Genomic DNA, 16,655 nt, shown 5'->3' with positions numbered 1-16,655 from the left:
AGCAAAAGAAATGAACTCGGCCGCGACAGCGGACGAAACGCCTTTGATCTTGCCTTTCAATCAACCAGAAACAGCAAAACCTTCACCACCCCGCCAACACCAACTTCCCGATCGTCGCCCCCGACTCCAACCGCCGATGCGCCTCCCGCAGGTTCGCCGCATCGATCCTGCCCAGCGTCCCGGTATGCGTCCCGCGCAAATGCCCATCGTCGATCAACGCGGCCACCTGGTTGAGCAGGCGATGCTGCTCGATCATGTCGGCGGTCCCGAAACGCGGGCGCGCGAACATCATCTCCCAGTGGATGCCGATGCACTTGGCCTTGTAGGGATCGCCGATCTTCAGCGGCCCGCGCGGCTCAACGATCAGGCCGACGTGCCCCTGCGGCGCCAGCAGCTCGCCGAGCGGCTCCCAGTAGCGGTCGGTGTCGGCGAGGTTCAGCGCGGCATCGATCTGGTCGATGTCGAGCGCCTTGAGCTGCGGCGCCAGCGGCTGGCCGTGATCGATCACGTGGTCGGCGCCCATCTTGCGGCACCATGCCGCCGTCTCGGCGCGCGAGGCGGTGGCGATCACGGCGAAGCCGGCGACCTTGGCGAGCTGGATCGCGATCGAGCCCACGCCGCCGGCGCCGCCGAGGACCAGCAGCGTCTTGTCGCGGCCGCCGCCGTCGATGCCGTAGGGCATGCGCTGGAACAGCAGCTCCCAGGCGGTGATCGCGGTCAGCGGCAGGGCGGCGGCCTGCGCGAAGTCGAGCGATTCGGGCTTCAGGCCGACGATGCGTTCGTCGACCAGCTGGTATTCGGCGTTGCTGCCCGGGCGGGTGATGTCGCCGGCGTAGTAGACCTGGTCGCCCGGCTTGAACAGCGTGACCTCGGGGCCGACCGCCTCGACCACGCCGGCGGCGTCGTAGCCGAGCACCTTCGGCGCGCGCTCCTCCTGCGGCTTGGGCGCACGCACCTTGGTGTCGACGGGGTTCACCGATACCGCTTCCACGCGCACCAGCAGGTCGTGTCCAGTGGCTTCGGGGCGCGGGAGCTCGACGTCCAGCAAGGATTGCGGATCGTCGATGGGCAGGTAGCGAGTCAGGGCGACGGCTTTCATGCGGGGCTCGTTCATGGCATCAGGGGGCGAGGGCGGGAACGGCGACGGGCGGCGGATTGCGTTCGCTGAACATGCCGTTCCAGTAGGGATAGTAGGGATAGGGCGGCGTCACGGCGCTGGCGGCGTCGAGGCGGGCGATCTGGTCGGCGCTCAATTGCCAGCCGACGGCGCCGAGGTTGTCGCGCAGCTGGGCCTCGTTGCGCGCGCCGATCAGCACGGTCGATACGGTGGGCCGATGCAGCAGCCAGTTCAACGCGATCTGCGGAATGCTCTTTCCCGTCTCGGCGGCGGCCGCGTCGAGCGCGTCGACCACGCGGTACAGCCGTTCGTCCTCCACCGGCGGCGCGAACGCCGCGGTGCCGTGCAGGCGGCTGCCCTCGGGCCAGGGCTGGCCGCGGCGGATCTTGCCGGTGAGCCGTCCCCAGCCGAGCGGGCTCCACACCACCGCGCCCACGCCCTGGTCCAGCGCCAGCGGCATCAGCTCCCATTCGTAGTCGCGGCCGATCAGCGAGTAGTAGACCTGGTGGGCGACGTAGCGCGGGCGGCCGCGGCGCTCGGCGCTGTCCAGCGACTTCATCAGCTGCCAGCCGGAGAAGTTGGAGGCGCCGACGTAGCGCAGCTTGCCGGCCCGTACCAGGTCGTCGAGCACCGACAGGGTTTCCTCGATCGGCGTCCTGGCGTCGAAGTGGTGCAGCTGCAGCAGGTCGAGATAGTCGGTGCCGAGCCTGCGCAGCGAGTTCTCGACGGCCGCGATCAGATGGTAGCGCGAGGCGCCGACGTCGTTGGGGCCGTCGCCGAGCCGCAGCGTGGTCTTGCTCGACAGCAGCACGCGATCGCGGCGGCCCTTGATCGCGGCGCCGAGGATCTGCTCCGAGGCGCCGTCCGAGTACACGTCGGCCGTGTCGAAGAAATTCACGCCGGCCTCGAGGCAGACGTCGATCAGCCGGGTCGCGTCGGCGGCGTCGCTGCTGCCCCAGGCGCTGAACAACGGCCCCTTGCCGCCGAAGGTGCCGACGCCGAAGCCCAGGGCGGGCACTTTCAGGCCGGAGTTGCCGAGAAAACGGTATTCCATGGTGGTTGCCTTTCAGGCCGGCGGGTCGCGCCGGCGTAGGTGGGAAAATCAGAACGCGGACTGCACCAGTCCGCCTTCGGCGCGGATGGCGGCGCCGTTGACGACCGAGGCGGCGGGGCTGGCGACGAAGGCGACCACGCGCGCGATCTCCGCCGGTTCGGCGAAGCGCCGCAGCAGCGAGGTCGGCCGCGCCGTCTTGAAGAATTCCCGTTCGAACGCCTCGGCGCTCAGGCCCTGCTGCTCGGCGAGCTGCTGCACGAACACGCCCACGCCTTCCGAGCGCGTCGGGCCGGCCAGCACCGAGTTCACCGTGACGGCGGTGCCGGCGGTGAGCTGGGCCATGCCGCGGGCAAGGGCGATCTGCGCGGTCTTGGTGACGCCGTAGTGGATCATCTCCGAGGGGATCTGCAGGCCGGATTCGCTGGAGATGAACACCACGCGGCCGCGATCGCGCTCGAGCATGCCCTTGAAGTAGTGCCGCGACAGGCGCACGCCGCTCATCACGTTGGCCTGCCACAGGCGGTCCCATTCCTCGTCGTCGATGTCCTGGAAGGGCGTGGGCACGAAGATGCCGAGGTTGTTGATCAGGATATCCGTGCGCGGCACCGCGGCGATGAAGGCCGCGGCGCCGTCGGCGGTGGACAGGTCGGCGGCCACGCCCTGCAGTCGCGCGCCGGGCACCGCTTCGCCCAGCGCCCGCACGGCGGCCTGCACGCGCTCGGCGCTGCGGCCGTTGACGACGACGGAGGCGCCGGCGCGGGCGAGTTCCTCGGCGATCGCGTAGCCGATACCCGCGGTGGAGCCGGTGACGACGGAAGTCCAGCCGGAAAGGGACGTGGTCATGAGAGATTCGAATCGATCGGGGAAGTGGGGACTATTTCAATCCGTACGCCGTAGGGCGGCGTGAGGGCGTCCGGATGGCATTCGCGCGTTCGCGCGGTTGTGCCTGGCGCGGTCGCATGCGGTCACGCTGCCGAGTCGCAGGCCAGCGCATCGTCGAGCCGCGCCGGCGGCGCGGCACGCTCGCGGTCCAGGGATAGGCTCCACAGCGCCACCAGCAGGCCGGACGCGGTCACCAGCCCGGCCACCCAGGGCAAGGCCTGCAGGCCCGGACCATGGTCGATCACCACGCCGCCCAGCCAGGCGCCGAGGGCGTTGCCGAGATTGAAGAAGGCGATGTTGAAGCTGGACGCCAGGTTCTGGCCCGCGCCCTCGGCCTTGCGCAGCACGCGCAACTGCAGCGGCGAGACCGTGGCGAAGGCGGCCACGCCCAGCAGGCCGACGAAGGCGACGATCGCGATCCTGTCGTGCAGGACGAAGCTCATCGTGCCGAGCACGAGCGCCAGCGCCAGCAGGGTGCCGATCAGCGCCGGCACCGGGCGACGGTCGGCCAGGCGCCCGCCGAGCAGATTGCCGAGGATCATGCCGCCGCCGAACATCAGCAGGATCGGCGAGACCGCGCTGTCGGCGAAGCCGGCCAGGCGCGTGAGCAGCGGCTGCACGTAGGTGATCACCACGAACACGCCGGCGAAGCCGAGCATGGTCATCAGCAGGCCGAGCAGCACCTGCGGCCTGGCGATCGCGCGCAGTTCCTCGCGCAGCGGCGCGGGCGCCATGGCTTCGCGGCTGCGCGGCACCCACAGCGCGATGGTCGCCATCGAAGCCAGGCCGATCAGCGTCATCGCCCAGAATGTGGCGCGCCAGCCGAAGTGCAGGCCGAGCCAGGCGCCGGCCGGCATGCCGAGCAGGGTGGCGAGTGTGAGCCCGGAAAACATGATCGAGATCGCGGAGGCCTTGCGGTCCTCGCTCACCAGGCCGGTGGCGACCACCGCGCCGACGCCGAAGAAGGTGCCGTGGGTGAGCGAGGTGAGCACGCGGGCGGCCATCAGCAGCTCGTAGTTGGGCGCCAGCGCGCAGGCCAGATTGCCGACGGTGTAGATCGCCATCAGCGCGATCAGCACCGCCTTGCGCGGCATGCGCCGCGTGGCCACGGTCAGCATCGGGGCGCCGACGAACACGCCCAGGGCATAGACCGAGATCAGCAGGCCAGCCGCGGCGATGGAGATCTGCAGATCGGTGGCCACCTGCAGCAGCAGCCCCATGATCACGAATTCGGCGCAGCCGATGCCGAACGAGCCGGCGGTGAGGGCATACAGGGCGACCGGCATGCGGGAACGGGGGGCGGCGGGGGACATGGCGGCGGTTCTGGGGAGGAAGTCGCACACCTTAGGGACTTGCACCGACCGGAAAAATGAGAAGAATCAGGAATCACTTTCAACAGAAATTTGAAAATGGACCGGATCGGCGACCTGGCCTTGTTCCTGCGCGTGCTCGACCTGGGGTCGATCAGCGCCGCCGCCCGTAGCCTGGACCTGTCCGCAGCGGTGGCCAGCCAGCGCCTGAAGCGCCTGGAGCAGGATCTGGGCACGGTGCTGCTGCACCGGACCACCCGCCGCCTGCACGCCACGCCGGAGGGGCTGGCGCTGGCGGAGCAGGGCCGCGCCCTGGTGGACGAGTTCGACGCCCTGGCCGGCAGCCTGCGCCAGTCCGGCACCGCCGCGACCGGCACGCTGCGGGTGACCGCCTCGGCCTCGTTCGGCAAGCAATACATCTCGCCGCTGTTGCCGGCGTTCCTGGCCGAGCATCCCGCCCTGCGCGTCAGCCTCAACCTGGACGACCGCGTCACCGACCTGGTCGGCTCGGGTTTCGACCTGGCGATCCGCATCGGCGCGCTCGACGACTCCAGCCTGGTGGCGCGCCGGCTTGCCGCCAACCGGCGCGCGCTGTGCGCCTCGCCGGGCTACCTGCGCAAGCGTGGCATGCCGAAGACGCCGGCCGACCTGGCCGACCACGACTGTATCCTGCTGGTCGGCCGCGACGGGCGTCAGGACCTGTGGCGGCTGCGCGGCCGTGACGGTCGCGAGATCGAGGTACGCGTGCACGGCCGCTTCGAGTGCAACTACGGCGAGGTGCTGCGCGATGCGGCGGTGGCCGACCTGGGCATTGCCATCCATTCGCACTGGCACGTGCACGAGGACCTGCGCAGCGGGCGGTTGCAGACGGTGCTGCCCGATTATCCGGTGGCCGAAACCGGCATCTACGCGGTGATGCCGCAGCGGCGGTTGGTGCCGCGCCGGGTTAGCGCGTTCGTGGATTTCCTGGCGGAGAAGTTGGGGGAGGATCCGCCTTGGGAACGGTCTGTCGGGACCTCTTTTGTGGGGGGGTAGGCAAAATCAAAGGCGTTTCGTCCGCTGTCGCGGCCGAGTTCATTTCTTTTGCTGGCCCAAAAGAAACGAACCAAAGAAAACGGCCTTCCTCGACGAAGCACTCCCATAGATTCGTTGCTATCGGGATTTTTCGACTCGCCCTCCTGGCTCGGTCGAAAAACGGCGCACATCCTTGTGCGCCGCCCTTCGGGTCTCTGAATGCCAATGGCTCGTCGACATTTTTAGAGGCGAAAGTAAAGGCGAAAAATGGTCCCCAGCTTGCGCCGGGATGACGAATCTGAAGAGGCAAAGAAGGCTTTGCTTCTAGAAATCTTTGCGAGCCATTGCTCTGTCCAGACCCGAAGGGCGGCGGGCAGGGATGCCCGCCGTTTTCCGATCGAGCCAGGATGGCGAGTCGGAAAATCCCCACACGCCTTCCGGCATCGGGCTGACTTGTGGGGATGGCTTTTTTCTTTGGTTGGTTTCTTTTGACGCCGATCAAAAGAAAAGAACACGGCCGCGTCAGCGGACGTAAGCTTTGCTTCTAGAAATCTTTGCGAGCCATGGCTCTGTCCAGACCCGACGGGCGGCGGGCCGGGATGCCCGCCGTTTTCCGATCGAGCCAGGATGGCGAGTCGGAAAATCCCCTCACGCCTTCCGGCATAGGGCTGACTTGTCGGGAAGGCGTTTTTCTTTGGTTCGTTTCTTTTGACGCCGATCAAAAGAAATGAACTCGGCCGCGTCAGCGGACGAAAGCGTTGCTTCTAGAAATCTTTGCGAGCCATGGCTCTGTCCAGACCCGACGGGCGGCGGGCCGGGATGCCCGCCGTTTTACGCTCGAGCCAGGATGGCGATTCTTAAAATCCCCTCCCGCCTTCCGGCATAGGGCAGACTTGTCGGGAAGGCGTTTTTCTTTGGTTCGTTTCTTTTGACGCCGATCAAAAGAAATGAACTCGGCCGCGTCAGCGGACGAAAGCTTTGCTTCTAGAAAGAAGACAGCTAAAACATCAAAACAGCCGAACCCCGGCAGACATCAAAAATCGCCAGGCACGACGAAAGTCAGGAAAACGCCTGCAAATACCCCGACGACACAATCGCCTTCTGCAACGGCTCCACCAGCTTCACATTGCCCGCGATCAACTGCCGCGGCCCCGTCTCGATATGCACGGGCCCGGTGCTGGCGCCGCGGAAATCGCATACGCGCCCGCCGGCCTCGCGCACCAGCAGGATGCCGGCGGCGATGTCCCAGGGCTGCACTCCTGCCTCGAAATAGCCGTCGCTGCGGCCGCAGGCGACATAGGCGAGGTCGAGCGCGGCCGAGCCGGTGCGGCGGATGTCCTCGGCCTGCTGCAGGATCTCGTCGACGCACTTCAGGTGCGCCGACACCCGCTTGCGCTCGCGAGGCGGGAAGCCGGTGGTCAGCATCGCCCCTTCCAGGTCCTTGCGCTCGGACACGCGCACGCGGCGCTCGTTGAGCTGCGCGCCGGCGCCGCGGGTGGCGGTGAACAGCTCGTTGCGCAGCGGATCGAAGATCACCGCGTGCAGCGGGTCGGGGCCCTCGCACAGGGCGATCGATACGCACCAGTGCGGGAAGCCGTGCAGGTAGTTGCTGGTGCCGTCGAGCGGATCGATCACCCAGGTGTAGCGGCTCGGGCCGCGGCTGCTCTTCTGGATGCCGCCTTCCTCGCCGAGCACGGTGTACTCGGGGTTGGCGCGGCGGAGTTCCTTGATGATCTCCGCCTCGGCCATGCGGTCGACCTCGCTGGCGTAGTCCAGGCGGTCCTTCTCCACCACGTTGAGCGCGTCCAGCCGGTGCATGTTGCGCAGCAGGACGTTGCCGCCGGCGCGCGCCGCCTTGATCATCACGTTGACAGCGGGTTTTTGCATCGCGGAGGGCCCCGGGCGCAGGTGGGAATCGGAAGGGGAAAGAACGGTCCGGCGCGGGGGCCGGGCCGCGCAGTTTACCATTTGTCCCCATGAACTCCGACCACACGCCCCCCGCCGGCACCGGCGCCGCCCTCGCGCTCTCCCGCATCCGCACCGTGCTGGTGGGCACCCAGCATCCGGGCAACATCGGCTCGGCGGCGCGCGCGCTCAAGACCATGGGCCTGACGCGGCTGTCGCTGGTGGCGCCGCAGCGCTTCCCGCACGCCGACGCCGAGGCCATGGCCGCCGGCGCCGACGACGTGCTCGCCGCGGCGCAGCGCCACGAGGCCTTGCCCGAGGCGCTGGCCGATTGCCGCCTGGTGCTCGGCTGCACGGCGCGCAGCCGGCGCGTGCAGCTGCAGGAGCTGTCGCCGCGCGAGGCGGCCGCGCGCATGCTCGCGGTCGCCAGGGAGGGCGGCGAGGCGGCGCTGCTGTTCGGGCGCGAGCGCACCGGCCTGGAGAACGAGGAACTGCAGCTGTGCCATGCCGCGGTGCACATCCCCGCCAATCCCGAGTACGGCTCGCTCAACCTGGCCGCCGCCGTGCAGGTGCTGGCCTACGAGCTGCGCCTGGCGATGCTGTCGGCGGACGGGGGCACGACCGGAGGCGCGCCGGTCGAGGAGGGGCCGGTCGACCCGCCGGCCAGCCACGCGCAGCTGGAGGGACTCTTCGAGCAGCTGGCGCAGACGCTCGAGGACATCGACTTCCACAAGGGGCGGGCGCCGGAATCGGCGATGCGCAAGCTGCGCCGGCTGTTCCTGCGCGGCGAACTGGACGCGCGCGAGGTGCGGCTGCTGCGCGGCATCCTCGCCGATGCGCAGCGGATGGCGAGGATCGCGCGCGAAAAATAGCGCGCGTCGGCTCTCCCTGGCGTGGCCTCGTCGGCTGCGGGCCGTCCGGCTCGGCGGTCTCTGGCCGGGCGTTCGTCGGCGTGCGAGGCAAGGCCTCGCAAGGGCGTCAGCGCACCCAGTCCATCGCCATCGCCGCGAGATTCCCCGACAGCACGCCGAACACCAGCACCGCGACGGCCCCGGCGCCCCAGGCAACGCTCATCAACGCCCCGTCGCGCTCGAGCAGGGCGAGGGCGAACAGCAACAGCAGCACCGCGAACAGGTAATTGGTGAAAGGGATCGGCAGCGACAGCAGCAGGCCGAGCAGGATCAGCAACAGCCCGCTGAGGAGATTGGCGAGGCGGTGGTCGAGCAGCCCGGTCCAGCGCGGCTTGACCAGGTGTTCGAGACGGCGCAGCCAGGGCGCCAGGCGGCGCTCGAAGCGGGCCATCGCGGCGCGCTGCGGCCCGCGCTCGGCGATGAAGCGCGGCAGCCAGGGACGGTGCAGGCCGATCAGCAGCTGCGCGCCGATCAGGATGGTCAACGGGCCGCTGACGGCGCCGCCGACGCCGGGCACCGGGATGAAGGCGGGCAGGGTGGCGACGAACAGCAGCATGCCGAAGGCGCGCTCGCCCAGGCCGGCGAAGACGTCGCGGAAGCGGATGCGCTCGTCCGGATCGCCGCTGGCGAAGGCCGCCAGCAGGGCGAGGGTGCCGAGTTTCGCGGCGCGGGGCGTGTCGCCCGCGCCTTCGGACTCAGGCCTCATCGTGCTCGGGTTCCGCGAGGCGCTGCAGCAGCAGCTTGTCCACGCGCGGGCCGTCCAGGTCCACCACCTCGATGCGCCAGCCGTTCCAGTCGAAGTGCTCGGCGACGTTGGGGATGCGGCCGAAATGGGCGATCGTCATGCCCGCGGCGGTGTGGTAGTCGTAGTCGTCTTCCAGCGGCAGCTGTCCGCCGCCGAGCAGCTCGCGCAGGTTGTCGACGGTCAGGCTGCCGTCGACCAGGAAGGAGCCGTCCTCGCGCGCCACCACCAGCGGCGTGGATTCGCCGCCGTCGCTGGTCTGGGTGCGCCCGATCACCGCCTCCATCACGTCGTTGATGGTGACCAGGCCGGTGACGTCGCCGTACTCGTCCACCACCAGGGCCAGCGACTGCTGCTCCTCGCGCAGGATCTCCAGCAGCTTCAGCGCCGGCGTGGATTCGGAGACGAACAGCGCCTCGCGCAGGTACTTGAACAGGTCGAACTCGGTCAGCTCGATGCGGTCGATCAGCGACTTGACCTCGAGCACCCCGACCACGTCGGCGTCGCTGCCGCGGTAGACCGGGTAGCGCGAGAACGGGGTCTCGCGCATCACCGCGAGGTTGTCCTCGAAGCTTTCGGCCACATCCAGCCAGGCGATGCGCGTGCGCGGCGTCATCAGGCTCTCGGTGCTGCGATCGCCCAGGCGCATGACGCGGTTCATCATGTTGCGCTCGTCTTCGTCGATCACGCCCTGCTCGTGGCTTTCGCTCACCAGCAGGCGGATCTCCTCCTCGCTGATGGCGTTGCGGCCGTCGTCGCGGATGCCGAGCAGGCGCAGGAAGAAGCGGTTGATGGCGCCGAGCGTGGCCACCACCGGCTTGGCCGCGCGGGCCAGCATGTCGAGCGGAATGGCGACCCTGCTGGCGATGCCTTCCGCGTTGGTCAGCGCCAGGCGCTTGGGGATCAATTCGCCGAAGATCACCGAGCCGGCGGTGATCAGGGTCATCGCGGTGCCGATGCCGATCGGCCGCGCGTAGGCGTGGGCTCCGGGCACGATGCCGTCGATCCAGCCGGCGATGATCAGGCCGATCGATTCGCCGCCGAACATGCCGGCCAGCAGGCCGATGGCGGTGATGCAGACCTGCACGGTGGAGAGCAGGTTGTCGGGATGCTCGGCCAGTTCCAAGGCCTTGCGCGCGCCGCGGCTGGTCTCGCCCATCTGCTTCAGGCGCAGCTTGCGCGAGGTCATCAGGGCCATCTCCGACATCGCGAAGAAGCCGTTGAGGATGACCAGCACGATGACGATCAGCAGCTCGATCACGCGCGCCTCCGGTCAAGGGTGCGGGCGCGCGCGTCCGTCGCGGCGAGGGCGGAGGGTGGGGGCGGCTGCGGGGGCGGGGGAGGCGGGGAGTCGTCCATAGGTCGCGTCCGAGGACGCCCCGACATCATAGCAGGGCCGCTGAATGGACCTGGGAGGGCCTCCGACGACCCGAAATTGACGCGAAACCGTCATAATCGCGCCTCCGCCACGCACCCAGACGCCACGAGGCCTCCCAGAGATGTTCTCCCTGCAGACCATTTTCGGCTCCGGCAAGCAGTTCTACGCGCTCCTGAACGAGGCCGCCGACGGCGCCTACGACGCCGCGCAGGCCCTGCACCAGATGATGAAGGCCACCGACCGCCAGCCGGCGCTGGATGCCTTCAAGCTCGCCCGCCAGCGCGAGCGCGCCGTATCCGACAAGATCGGCAAGGCCCTGGTCGAGAGCTTCATCACCCCGATCGAGCGCGAGGACATCGAATCGCTCGGCTCGGCCCTGTACAAGATCCCCAAGCAGATCGAGAAGTTCGCCGACCGCTACTCGCTGGCGACCCGGCACCTGGAGAGCATCGACTTCGCCCCGCGCGCGGCGATGCTGCAGCAGGCGGCCGAGGTGGTGCGCGACATGGTGCGCGAGCTGCCCAGGCTCGACATCGACCGCATGACCGCGCTCAACGAGAAGCTGCGCGCGATCGAGAACGAGGCCGACCGGCTGATGCTGGAGCTGTACCGCGACATCTATTCCGGCCGGCTCGACGCCCAGCAGATGTTCCTGCTCAAGGAGTTCTTCGAGATCCTGGAGAAGGCCATCGACCGCTGCCGCGAGGCGGGCGTGGTGGTCTACCAGATCGTGCTGAAGAACTCGTAAGGCCGCCGCCATGCTGACCCTGCTGCTGGTGGTGATCCTGGCCGCGCTGGTGTTCGAGTTCATCAACGGCTTCCACGACACCGCCAACTCCATCGCCACCGTCGTGGCCACCAAGGTGCTGACGCCGGGGCAGGCGATCATGCTGGCCGCCAGCACCAACCTGATCGGCGCCTTCTGGGGCACCGCGGTCGCCAAGACCATCGCCTCGGGCCTGGTCGACACCGACGTGGTCAACGTCACCTCGCAGGTGCTGATCTGCGCGCTGCTCGGCGCCATCGTCTGGAACCTGATCACCTGGTGGCGCGGGCTGCCCTCGTCCTCCTCGCACGCGCTGATCGGCGGCCTGTGCGGCGCGGCGCTGGCGGCGGCGCACAACAACTGGGCGGCGCTGATCTGGTCCAAGGCCGGCGACGGCGACTGGACCAGCAACAAGGGCCTGCTGTGGAAGGTGGTGATGCCGATGGTCACCTCGCCGGTGGCCGGCTTCTTGCTCGGCGTGCTGATCATCACCCTGCTGTACCTGCTGATCTCCGCCCTGATGCGCGCCGGCGGGCCGCTGGCGCGGATCGCGCGGCCGCACTGGGTCAACGCCTTCTTCGGCAAGGCGCAGTTCGTCTCGGCCGCCTACATGGGCTTCGCCCACGGCCGCCAGGACGCGCAGAAGACCATGGGCATCATCGCCCTGGCGATCTTCGCCGCGCAGTCGGCCGGCACGCTGGACGACTTGCCCGCGTGGCTGCAGTTCCTGCACCCGGACGGCGGCAAGGACGATATCGACCGCTGGGTGATCGCGACCTGCGCGCTGGTGATGGCGGCCGGCACCGCCTCCGGCGGCTGGCGCATCATCAAGACCCTCGGCCACAAGATGGTGAAGCTGCATCCCATCGACGGCTTCGCCGCCGAGACGGCCTCGGCCACGATCCTGGTGACGGCCGCGCACTTCGGCATGCCGGTCTCGACCACCCACAGCATCTCCACCGCGATCATGGGCGTGGGCTTCGCCAAGAATCCGCGTGCGCTGAAGATCGGCGTGATCGAGCGCATCGTCTGGGCCTGGATCCTGACGATCCCGGCGGCCGGCGGCCTGGCCTACGGCGTCTTCAAGCTGTTCGCGTTCGCCGGGTGGACCTGAAAGCCGGAAGACGGGGAGCTAGGCGGCGGGCGGGAAACGGTTTTGCCCGCTTCGGCGCACGCGCTCCCTGACTTTCAGAGCAGATCGCCCTCGGCCGAGAGCGCGCGTTCCAGGCGGTCGCCCATGCCGCCGATCTCCAGCACCAGCCGGTCGAGCTCGGCGGCGTTCAAGGCGTCGTAGGGACGGTTCTCGCACAGCTGCAGATAGGGCACGCCGTCCAGGTCGCCGATGGCGAGGTAGCCGACGCGGCTCTGCCAGTTGTAGATCAGCGCGCGCTTGGCGTCGATGCCGGTGGTCGGCGCGATCACGGTGCTCACCCGCAGGTAGTTGCGGTCGTCGTCGTCCTGCAGCTCGGACAGGAAGATCGCCTGGTGGCGGCGGCCGCCGTCCAGGGACAGCTCCACGCACATCACGTAGGGCTCCTGCATGGTGACGCGGAATGGGCCGGCGACGAGGTGGCGGCGGATCTGTTCGAAATTCTGCATGGGGGAAGGAGTCGCGTTGGATCGATGTCCCGCCGGCATCGGCTGCGGTCCCGGACGCCCGGCCGAGAAACTCGGGGCGGCGTGTCCGGGGCCGATCAGTCGCGCCATGGCGGCATCGGTACTGGGCCGAAGTCTGGTGTCAGGCGCTATGCTAGCGCAATGCAGCAAGCCTCCGCTGAGACGCGCATCCTCGCCGCGATCCGCGCGATCCCGCACGGGCAGGTCGCCGGATACGGGCATGTCGCCCGGCGCGCCGGGCTGCCCGGCCGGGCGCGCCTGGTGGCGCGGGTGCTGGCCAACAACGAGGACGCCGCGCTGCCCTGGCACCGCGTGCTGCGCAGCGACGGACGCATCGCCTTTCCGGAAGGTTCGCGCGGCTGGCGCGAGCAATCGCAACGGCTGCGCGCCGAGGGCGTGCGTGTCGAGCGCGGCCGCGTGCGCATGCCCGCAGAGGACGCGTCCCTGGACGCCATGATCTGGGGCGGCATCCTGCTCGATGCCGGGGACGAGGACGCGGCACCATCCGGGACGGCCGCGTCCGCGCAGGCAGGCCGGCGCGCGGCCGGGAAGGCCAAGGCGAAAACGCCGCCGAAGAAGACTTCCGGACGCCGCGCAGGCGGGTAGGCGCGGGCGCCTTCGGCCGCGCGTTGCCGCTATGATGCGCGGGCAGTCGAAGGAATCCGGATGTTCACCAATCTCCCGCCGTTGACCAAGGCGTTACTGATCCTCAATACGCTGATCTTTCTCCTTCAGCTCATGCTCGGAGAGCCTCGGTATGCGTGGCTGGAGCTGTGGCCCTACGTGCCCGGCGGAATTCCGCAAATCGGCGGCGGACAAGTGTTCATGCCGTGGCAGTTGCTGACCTATGGCTTCCTGCACGATCCATCGAACTATGCGCACCTGATCTTCAACATGCTGGCGCTGCTGATGTTCGGTGCGCCGCTCGAGTACACCTGGGGCAGCCGCCGTTTCCTCGCGTATTACCTGGTCTGCATTGCCGGAGCGGGGCTGTGCCAATTCCTGCTGACGACCTGGATGGCGATGCAAAGCGGCGATATCGGCCCCACGCTCGGCGCCTCGGGCGGCGTGTTCGGCCTGCTGCTGGCCTACGGGCTGCTGTTCCCGAACCAGCGCGTGATGCTGCTGATCCCGCCGATCCCGATGAAGGCGCGCACGCTGGTCATCCTCTACGGTGCGGTCGAGCTGCTGCTCGGCTTCACCGGCCTGCAGCCGGGCGTGGCGCATTTCGCGCACCTGGGCGGGATGCTGTTCGGCTGGCTGCTGATCAACTACTGGCGCGGGAAGCCGCCGTTCAGCCGCAGCGGCACGCCGCGCGCGCGGCGTTTCTGAAGAACGAGGACGCGCCGCATACCGCCCCGGACACGAAAACGGCGCGGATCTGTCCGCGCCGTTTTCGTATTCGCCGATCGCGAAGGGCTCAGCGCCAGATCGAGACCTGCTGCTCGGCCGGAAGCTGCATCGGCGGCGGCGCGCCCTTCTTGGCCTTGGCGCCCTTGCCGGTGGTGGCGGCGGTGCAGCTGAAGGCCTCGCCGAAGGCGGGCTGGTTGATGAGCGGGCCGTTGGCGCGCCATTTGCCGGGCGCGTGCACTGAGGTGGCGGCGTTGCGGGTGGCGACGTCGGCGGACATCTGCTGCCGCCACAGCTGCGCCCAGCCCTGGAAGAAGGCCTGCTTGGACGGCAGGGCCAGGCTCGGCTGCGCGGTCGACAGCGCGTCCCAGGCCAGCTCGACGCCGGCCAGGTCGGCGGCGTTCTCCTCCAGCGTCTGCGCGCCGTTGACGCGTACGTCCTTCAGGTCCGGATAGGCGTAGCCGCTGTACTGCATCGACAGCGGAGCGATGCGCGCGTCCCAGGCGCTGTCGTCGGCCGGCGTCCACCAGGTCTTCAGCTCGCCGGCGGCGTTGACCAGGCGTCCCTTCTTGTCGATGCTGCGGCCGAGCTCGTGGCCGACCATGGCGCCGTAGGTGCCGTAGTGGTTGGCCGCGTCCTGGGCCATGTCCAGCACCGGCGCCTGCAGCACGGCCGCGGTCACGATCAGGCGGTTCTGCGCGATGTCGTAGGCCAGCGCCGGGTTCTGCGGCAGCACGTCCCAGCGGCGATCGGCGTTGCCGCGGCCGATGCGCTTCATTTCCTCGCGGTGCTGCCAGGTGGAGGCGATCAGCATGTTGCCGCCGAAGCTGCCGCGGCCCATCGGCTGCACGCTGTAGTCGAGGTCGCGGCGCGGCGCGCCGATCTCGATCTTGAGCTTCGACAGCTTGGCCTTGGCCTCGGCCTTGGTGGGCTCGCTCATCCACGTGCTGCGCTCGACCGCGCGGCCGAGCGCGTCGCGCACCTCGTTGGCGATGCCCTCGGCGCGCGACCTGGTCGCGGCCGGCAGGTAGCGGCCCACGTACTCGCGCCCGAGCATCGGGCCGGCGGCGCTGTTGATGGCCTCGAGCACGAGCTGCTGGCGCGCGGGCTGGGCGGTCTGTCCGCGCAGCACGCGGCCGCGGAATTCGAACTCGGCGTCGCGGAAGCTCTTGGCCAGGTACGGCGCCATCGCGTCGCCGACGTGGAAGCGCAGGTAGGCCTTCCACTGTTCGGGCTTGAGGCCGTTGATCAGGGCGTCGAGCTGGGCGAACAGCGCGGGATTGGCGAGCGAGACGCTGTCGTCCTTCACGCCCTGCGCCTGGATGAAGTCGCCCAGCTGCAGGCGCTTGTAGGTCTTGCCGAGGTCCTTGGTGGGAACCAGCGCGTAGTTGGCGCGCGGATCGCGCAGCAGCGCCACCGGCTTGGAGACCTGGGCGATGCGCGTCTCCAGGTCGATCACCAGTTGCGCCTGCGCCGCCAGCTTGTCGGCGGGCGTGCCGGTCAGGGCCAGGATCTTCTGCACGTAGTTGTTGTAGCGGGCGAGCAGGGCGCGGCTGTCGGCGTCGGTACGGGTGTAGTAGGCCGGGTCGGTGAGGCCGATGCCGCCCTGGGTGAAGTAGCCGATGTGGCGGCCGAGGTCGGCCAGGTCGATGTCGGCGCTGAAATTGAACGCGACCGGGATGCCGACCTGGTGCAGCGCGGCGATCGAAGGCGGGATGTCCTTGGCGCGCTTGATGCCGTCGATGCGCGAGAGCAGCGGCGCGATCGGGTTGGCGCCGTCGCGCTCCACGGCGGCCTCGTCCAGGCCGCTGGCCCAGAAGTCGCCGAGCAGCTTCTGCACGTTGTTCTGCGGCGACTGCATCGCCGCGTTGAGCAGGTCGCGCTGCTGCTGCTGGGCCAGGTCGTAGAGCTGGCTCATGGCCGAGACCGAGCCGCTGCCGCCGACGATGGTGTTGCCGGCCAGCCAGTCCTTGTTGGTGAAGGAGTAGAAGTCGGTGCAGGCGGTGGCCGCCGGCGCCGCCTTCTTGGCCGGCGCGCGCTTTTTCTTGGCGGCGTCGGCATCGTGCGCGGTCAGGCCGGCGACGAGGGTCAGGCTGAGGACGAGGGCGAGAGGGCGCAGCTTGGGCATCGCGGAGTCCGGATGTTGAAGACGCGCGAGTTTAGCAAGCCGCCGCCCGGCTGCCTGAACCCGTCGCGCCGCCCTCGGCTCCCGCATGCGGGCATCGAGCGGCGGGGAGGCGTTTCCCCCTCCTGTTGCGGGGCCCCGACCAGGGCCGGGCGCCCGGCCTCTCCCGCCGGCGGGAGCCGGGCGGGATCACCAGATCACGACCTGCTTGTCGCCCGCGCGCACCATGGGGTCGCCGGCCTTGCACCGGAAGGCGGCGGCGAAGGCGGGCAGGTTGGACGGCGCGCCGATCACGCGGAAATAGGTCGGGGCGTGCGGGTCGGTGGTCAGGCGCACCTTGAGGTTCTCCGGCGTGAACTGGGTGCGCCACATGGTGGCCCAGTTGAGGAAGAAGCGCTGGTCGCGGCCGAGGCCGTCGATCCTGGGATCGTCCTTGCCTTCGGAGGCCTTCTGCAGGGCGTCGTAGGCGGTGGCCAGGCCGCCC

General features: G+C 69.0%; 15 protein-coding genes and 1 pseudogene. 6 read left to right on the top strand and 10 right to left on the bottom strand.

The window, feature by feature from the left end:
- Nucleotides 1–82: 82 nt before the first annotated feature.
- The 4 genes from MD221_RS08875 to MD221_RS08860 form a co-directional block, all read right to left on the bottom strand.
- Nucleotides 83–1,099, bottom strand: a complete 1,017-nt coding sequence (locus MD221_RS08875) for a zinc-binding alcohol dehydrogenase family protein (RefSeq protein WP_242110686.1) — start codon at nucleotides 1,097–1,099, stop codon at nucleotides 83–85.
- A 19-nt stretch (nucleotides 1,100–1,118) separates the two neighbouring features.
- On the bottom strand, nucleotides 1,119–2,171 hold the full coding sequence (locus MD221_RS08870; protein WP_242110685.1) for an aldo/keto reductase: 1,053 nt from the start codon (nucleotides 2,169–2,171) through the stop codon (nucleotides 1,119–1,121).
- Between the two features lie 48 nt (nucleotides 2,172–2,219).
- The gene (locus MD221_RS08865; protein ID WP_242110684.1) at nucleotides 2,220–3,014 is read right to left on the bottom strand and encodes an SDR family NAD(P)-dependent oxidoreductase; all 795 of its coding nucleotides are present in this window, start codon (nucleotides 3,012–3,014) and stop codon (nucleotides 2,220–2,222) included.
- Nucleotides 3,015–3,136: 122 nt separating this feature from the next.
- Nucleotides 3,137–4,366 carry an MFS transporter gene (locus MD221_RS08860; RefSeq protein ID WP_242110683.1) on the bottom strand — a complete coding sequence of 410 codons (1,230 nt, stop codon included), beginning with the start codon at nucleotides 4,364–4,366 and terminating at the stop codon, nucleotides 3,137–3,139.
- Between the two features lie 96 nt (nucleotides 4,367–4,462).
- Between MD221_RS08860 and MD221_RS08855 the strand changes: the two genes are divergently transcribed.
- The gene (locus MD221_RS08855; protein ID WP_242110682.1) at nucleotides 4,463–5,398 is read left to right on the top strand and encodes a LysR family transcriptional regulator; all 936 of its coding nucleotides are present in this window, start codon (nucleotides 4,463–4,465) and stop codon (nucleotides 5,396–5,398) included.
- A gap of 1,038 nt (nucleotides 5,399–6,436) precedes the next feature.
- Here MD221_RS08855 and MD221_RS08850 read toward each other — a convergent pair.
- Complete coding sequence (locus MD221_RS08850; RefSeq protein WP_242110681.1) at nucleotides 6,437–7,264, bottom strand: inositol monophosphatase family protein; 828 nt, start codon at nucleotides 7,262–7,264, stop codon at nucleotides 6,437–6,439.
- Nucleotides 7,265–7,353: 89 nt separating this feature from the next.
- On the opposite strand from MD221_RS08850, the gene MD221_RS08845 reads away from it, so the two are divergent.
- Nucleotides 7,354–8,154, top strand: a complete 801-nt coding sequence (locus MD221_RS08845) for an RNA methyltransferase (RefSeq protein ID WP_242110680.1) — start codon at nucleotides 7,354–7,356, stop codon at nucleotides 8,152–8,154.
- A 106-nt stretch (nucleotides 8,155–8,260) separates the two neighbouring features.
- Here the strand turns inward: MD221_RS08845 and MD221_RS08840 are convergent, their stop codons facing one another.
- Nucleotides 8,261–8,899: an exopolysaccharide biosynthesis protein gene (locus tag MD221_RS08840; protein ID WP_242110679.1), complete on the bottom strand. Its 639-nt coding sequence runs from the start codon at nucleotides 8,897–8,899 to the stop codon at nucleotides 8,261–8,263.
- Nucleotides 8,889–10,196, bottom strand: a complete 1,308-nt coding sequence (locus MD221_RS08835) for a hemolysin family protein (protein ID WP_242110678.1) — start codon at nucleotides 10,194–10,196, stop codon at nucleotides 8,889–8,891. Before MD221_RS08835 ends, MD221_RS08840 begins: the two co-directional genes overlap by 11 nt.
- A gap of 238 nt (nucleotides 10,197–10,434) precedes the next feature.
- On the opposite strand from MD221_RS08835, the gene MD221_RS08830 reads away from it, so the two are divergent.
- The gene (locus MD221_RS08830) at nucleotides 10,435–11,061 is read left to right on the top strand and encodes a DUF47 domain-containing protein (RefSeq protein WP_242110677.1); all 627 of its coding nucleotides are present in this window, start codon (nucleotides 10,435–10,437) and stop codon (nucleotides 11,059–11,061) included.
- Between the two features lie 10 nt (nucleotides 11,062–11,071).
- Nucleotides 11,072–12,193, top strand: a complete 1,122-nt coding sequence (locus tag MD221_RS08825) for an inorganic phosphate transporter (RefSeq protein ID WP_242110676.1) — start codon at nucleotides 11,072–11,074, stop codon at nucleotides 12,191–12,193.
- A 74-nt stretch (nucleotides 12,194–12,267) separates the two neighbouring features.
- Here MD221_RS08825 and MD221_RS08820 read toward each other — a convergent pair whose 3' ends face one another.
- The gene (locus MD221_RS08820) at nucleotides 12,268–12,678 is read right to left on the bottom strand and encodes a hypothetical protein (RefSeq protein ID WP_242110675.1); all 411 of its coding nucleotides are present in this window, start codon (nucleotides 12,676–12,678) and stop codon (nucleotides 12,268–12,270) included.
- 159 nt (nucleotides 12,679–12,837) lie between these two features.
- Here MD221_RS08820 and MD221_RS08815 point away from each other — a divergent pair.
- A pseudogene (locus MD221_RS08815) lies at nucleotides 12,838–13,161 on the top strand (MGMT family protein); the annotation flags it as partial.
- 201 nt (nucleotides 13,162–13,362) lie between these two features.
- On the top strand, nucleotides 13,363–14,028 hold the full coding sequence (locus MD221_RS08810) for a rhomboid family intramembrane serine protease (protein ID WP_242110674.1): 666 nt from the start codon (nucleotides 13,363–13,365) through the stop codon (nucleotides 14,026–14,028).
- Nucleotides 14,029–14,116: 88 nt separating this feature from the next.
- Here MD221_RS08810 and MD221_RS08805 read toward each other — a convergent pair whose 3' ends face one another.
- Nucleotides 14,117–16,174, bottom strand: a complete 2,058-nt coding sequence (locus MD221_RS08805; protein ID WP_242110673.1) for a M13 family metallopeptidase — start codon at nucleotides 16,172–16,174, stop codon at nucleotides 14,117–14,119.
- A gap of 186 nt (nucleotides 16,175–16,360) precedes the next feature.
- On the bottom strand, nucleotides 16,361–16,655 hold a 295-nt coding region (locus MD221_RS08800), incomplete at its 5' end, for a M13-type metalloendopeptidase (protein WP_277928885.1).

Source organism: Luteimonas aquatica (assembly GCF_022662575.1).
Taxonomy (GTDB): Bacteria; Pseudomonadota; Gammaproteobacteria; order Xanthomonadales; family Xanthomonadaceae; genus Luteimonas; species Luteimonas aquatica.
This window is presented reverse-complemented; position numbering and strand designations above follow the sequence as displayed.

Bases quoted from the DNA above. Each gene is read 5' to 3' on its own strand.
- MD221_RS08875 (WP_242110686.1), bottom strand. From the start codon at position 1,099: ATGAAAGCCGTCGCCCTGACTCGCTACCTGCCCATCGACGATCCGCAA.
- MD221_RS08870 (WP_242110685.1), bottom strand. From the start codon at position 2,171: ATGGAATACCGTTTTCTCGGCAACTCCGGCCTGAAAGTGCCCGCCCTG.
- MD221_RS08865 (WP_242110684.1), bottom strand. From the start codon at position 3,014: ATGACCACGTCCCTTTCCGGCTGGACTTCCGTCGTCACCGGCTCCACC.
- MD221_RS08860 (WP_242110683.1), bottom strand. From the start codon at position 4,366: ATGTCCCCCGCCGCCCCCCGTTCCCGCATGCCGGTCGCCCTGTATGCC.
- MD221_RS08855 (WP_242110682.1), top strand. From the start codon at position 4,463: ATGGACCGGATCGGCGACCTGGCCTTGTTCCTGCGCGTGCTCGACCTG.
- MD221_RS08850 (WP_242110681.1), bottom strand. From the start codon at position 7,264: ATGCAAAAACCCGCTGTCAACGTGATGATCAAGGCGGCGCGCGCCGGC.
- MD221_RS08845 (WP_242110680.1), top strand. From the start codon at position 7,354: ATGAACTCCGACCACACGCCCCCCGCCGGCACCGGCGCCGCCCTCGCG.
- MD221_RS08840 (WP_242110679.1), bottom strand. From the start codon at position 8,899: ATGAGGCCTGAGTCCGAAGGCGCGGGCGACACGCCCCGCGCCGCGAAA.
- MD221_RS08830 (WP_242110677.1), top strand. From the start codon at position 10,435: ATGTTCTCCCTGCAGACCATTTTCGGCTCCGGCAAGCAGTTCTACGCG.
- MD221_RS08825 (WP_242110676.1), top strand. From the start codon at position 11,072: ATGCTGACCCTGCTGCTGGTGGTGATCCTGGCCGCGCTGGTGTTCGAG.
- MD221_RS08820 (WP_242110675.1), bottom strand. From the start codon at position 12,678: ATGCAGAATTTCGAACAGATCCGCCGCCACCTCGTCGCCGGCCCATTC.
- MD221_RS08810 (WP_242110674.1), top strand. From the start codon at position 13,363: ATGTTCACCAATCTCCCGCCGTTGACCAAGGCGTTACTGATCCTCAAT.
- MD221_RS08805 (WP_242110673.1), bottom strand. From the start codon at position 16,174: ATGCCCAAGCTGCGCCCTCTCGCCCTCGTCCTCAGCCTGACCCTCGTC.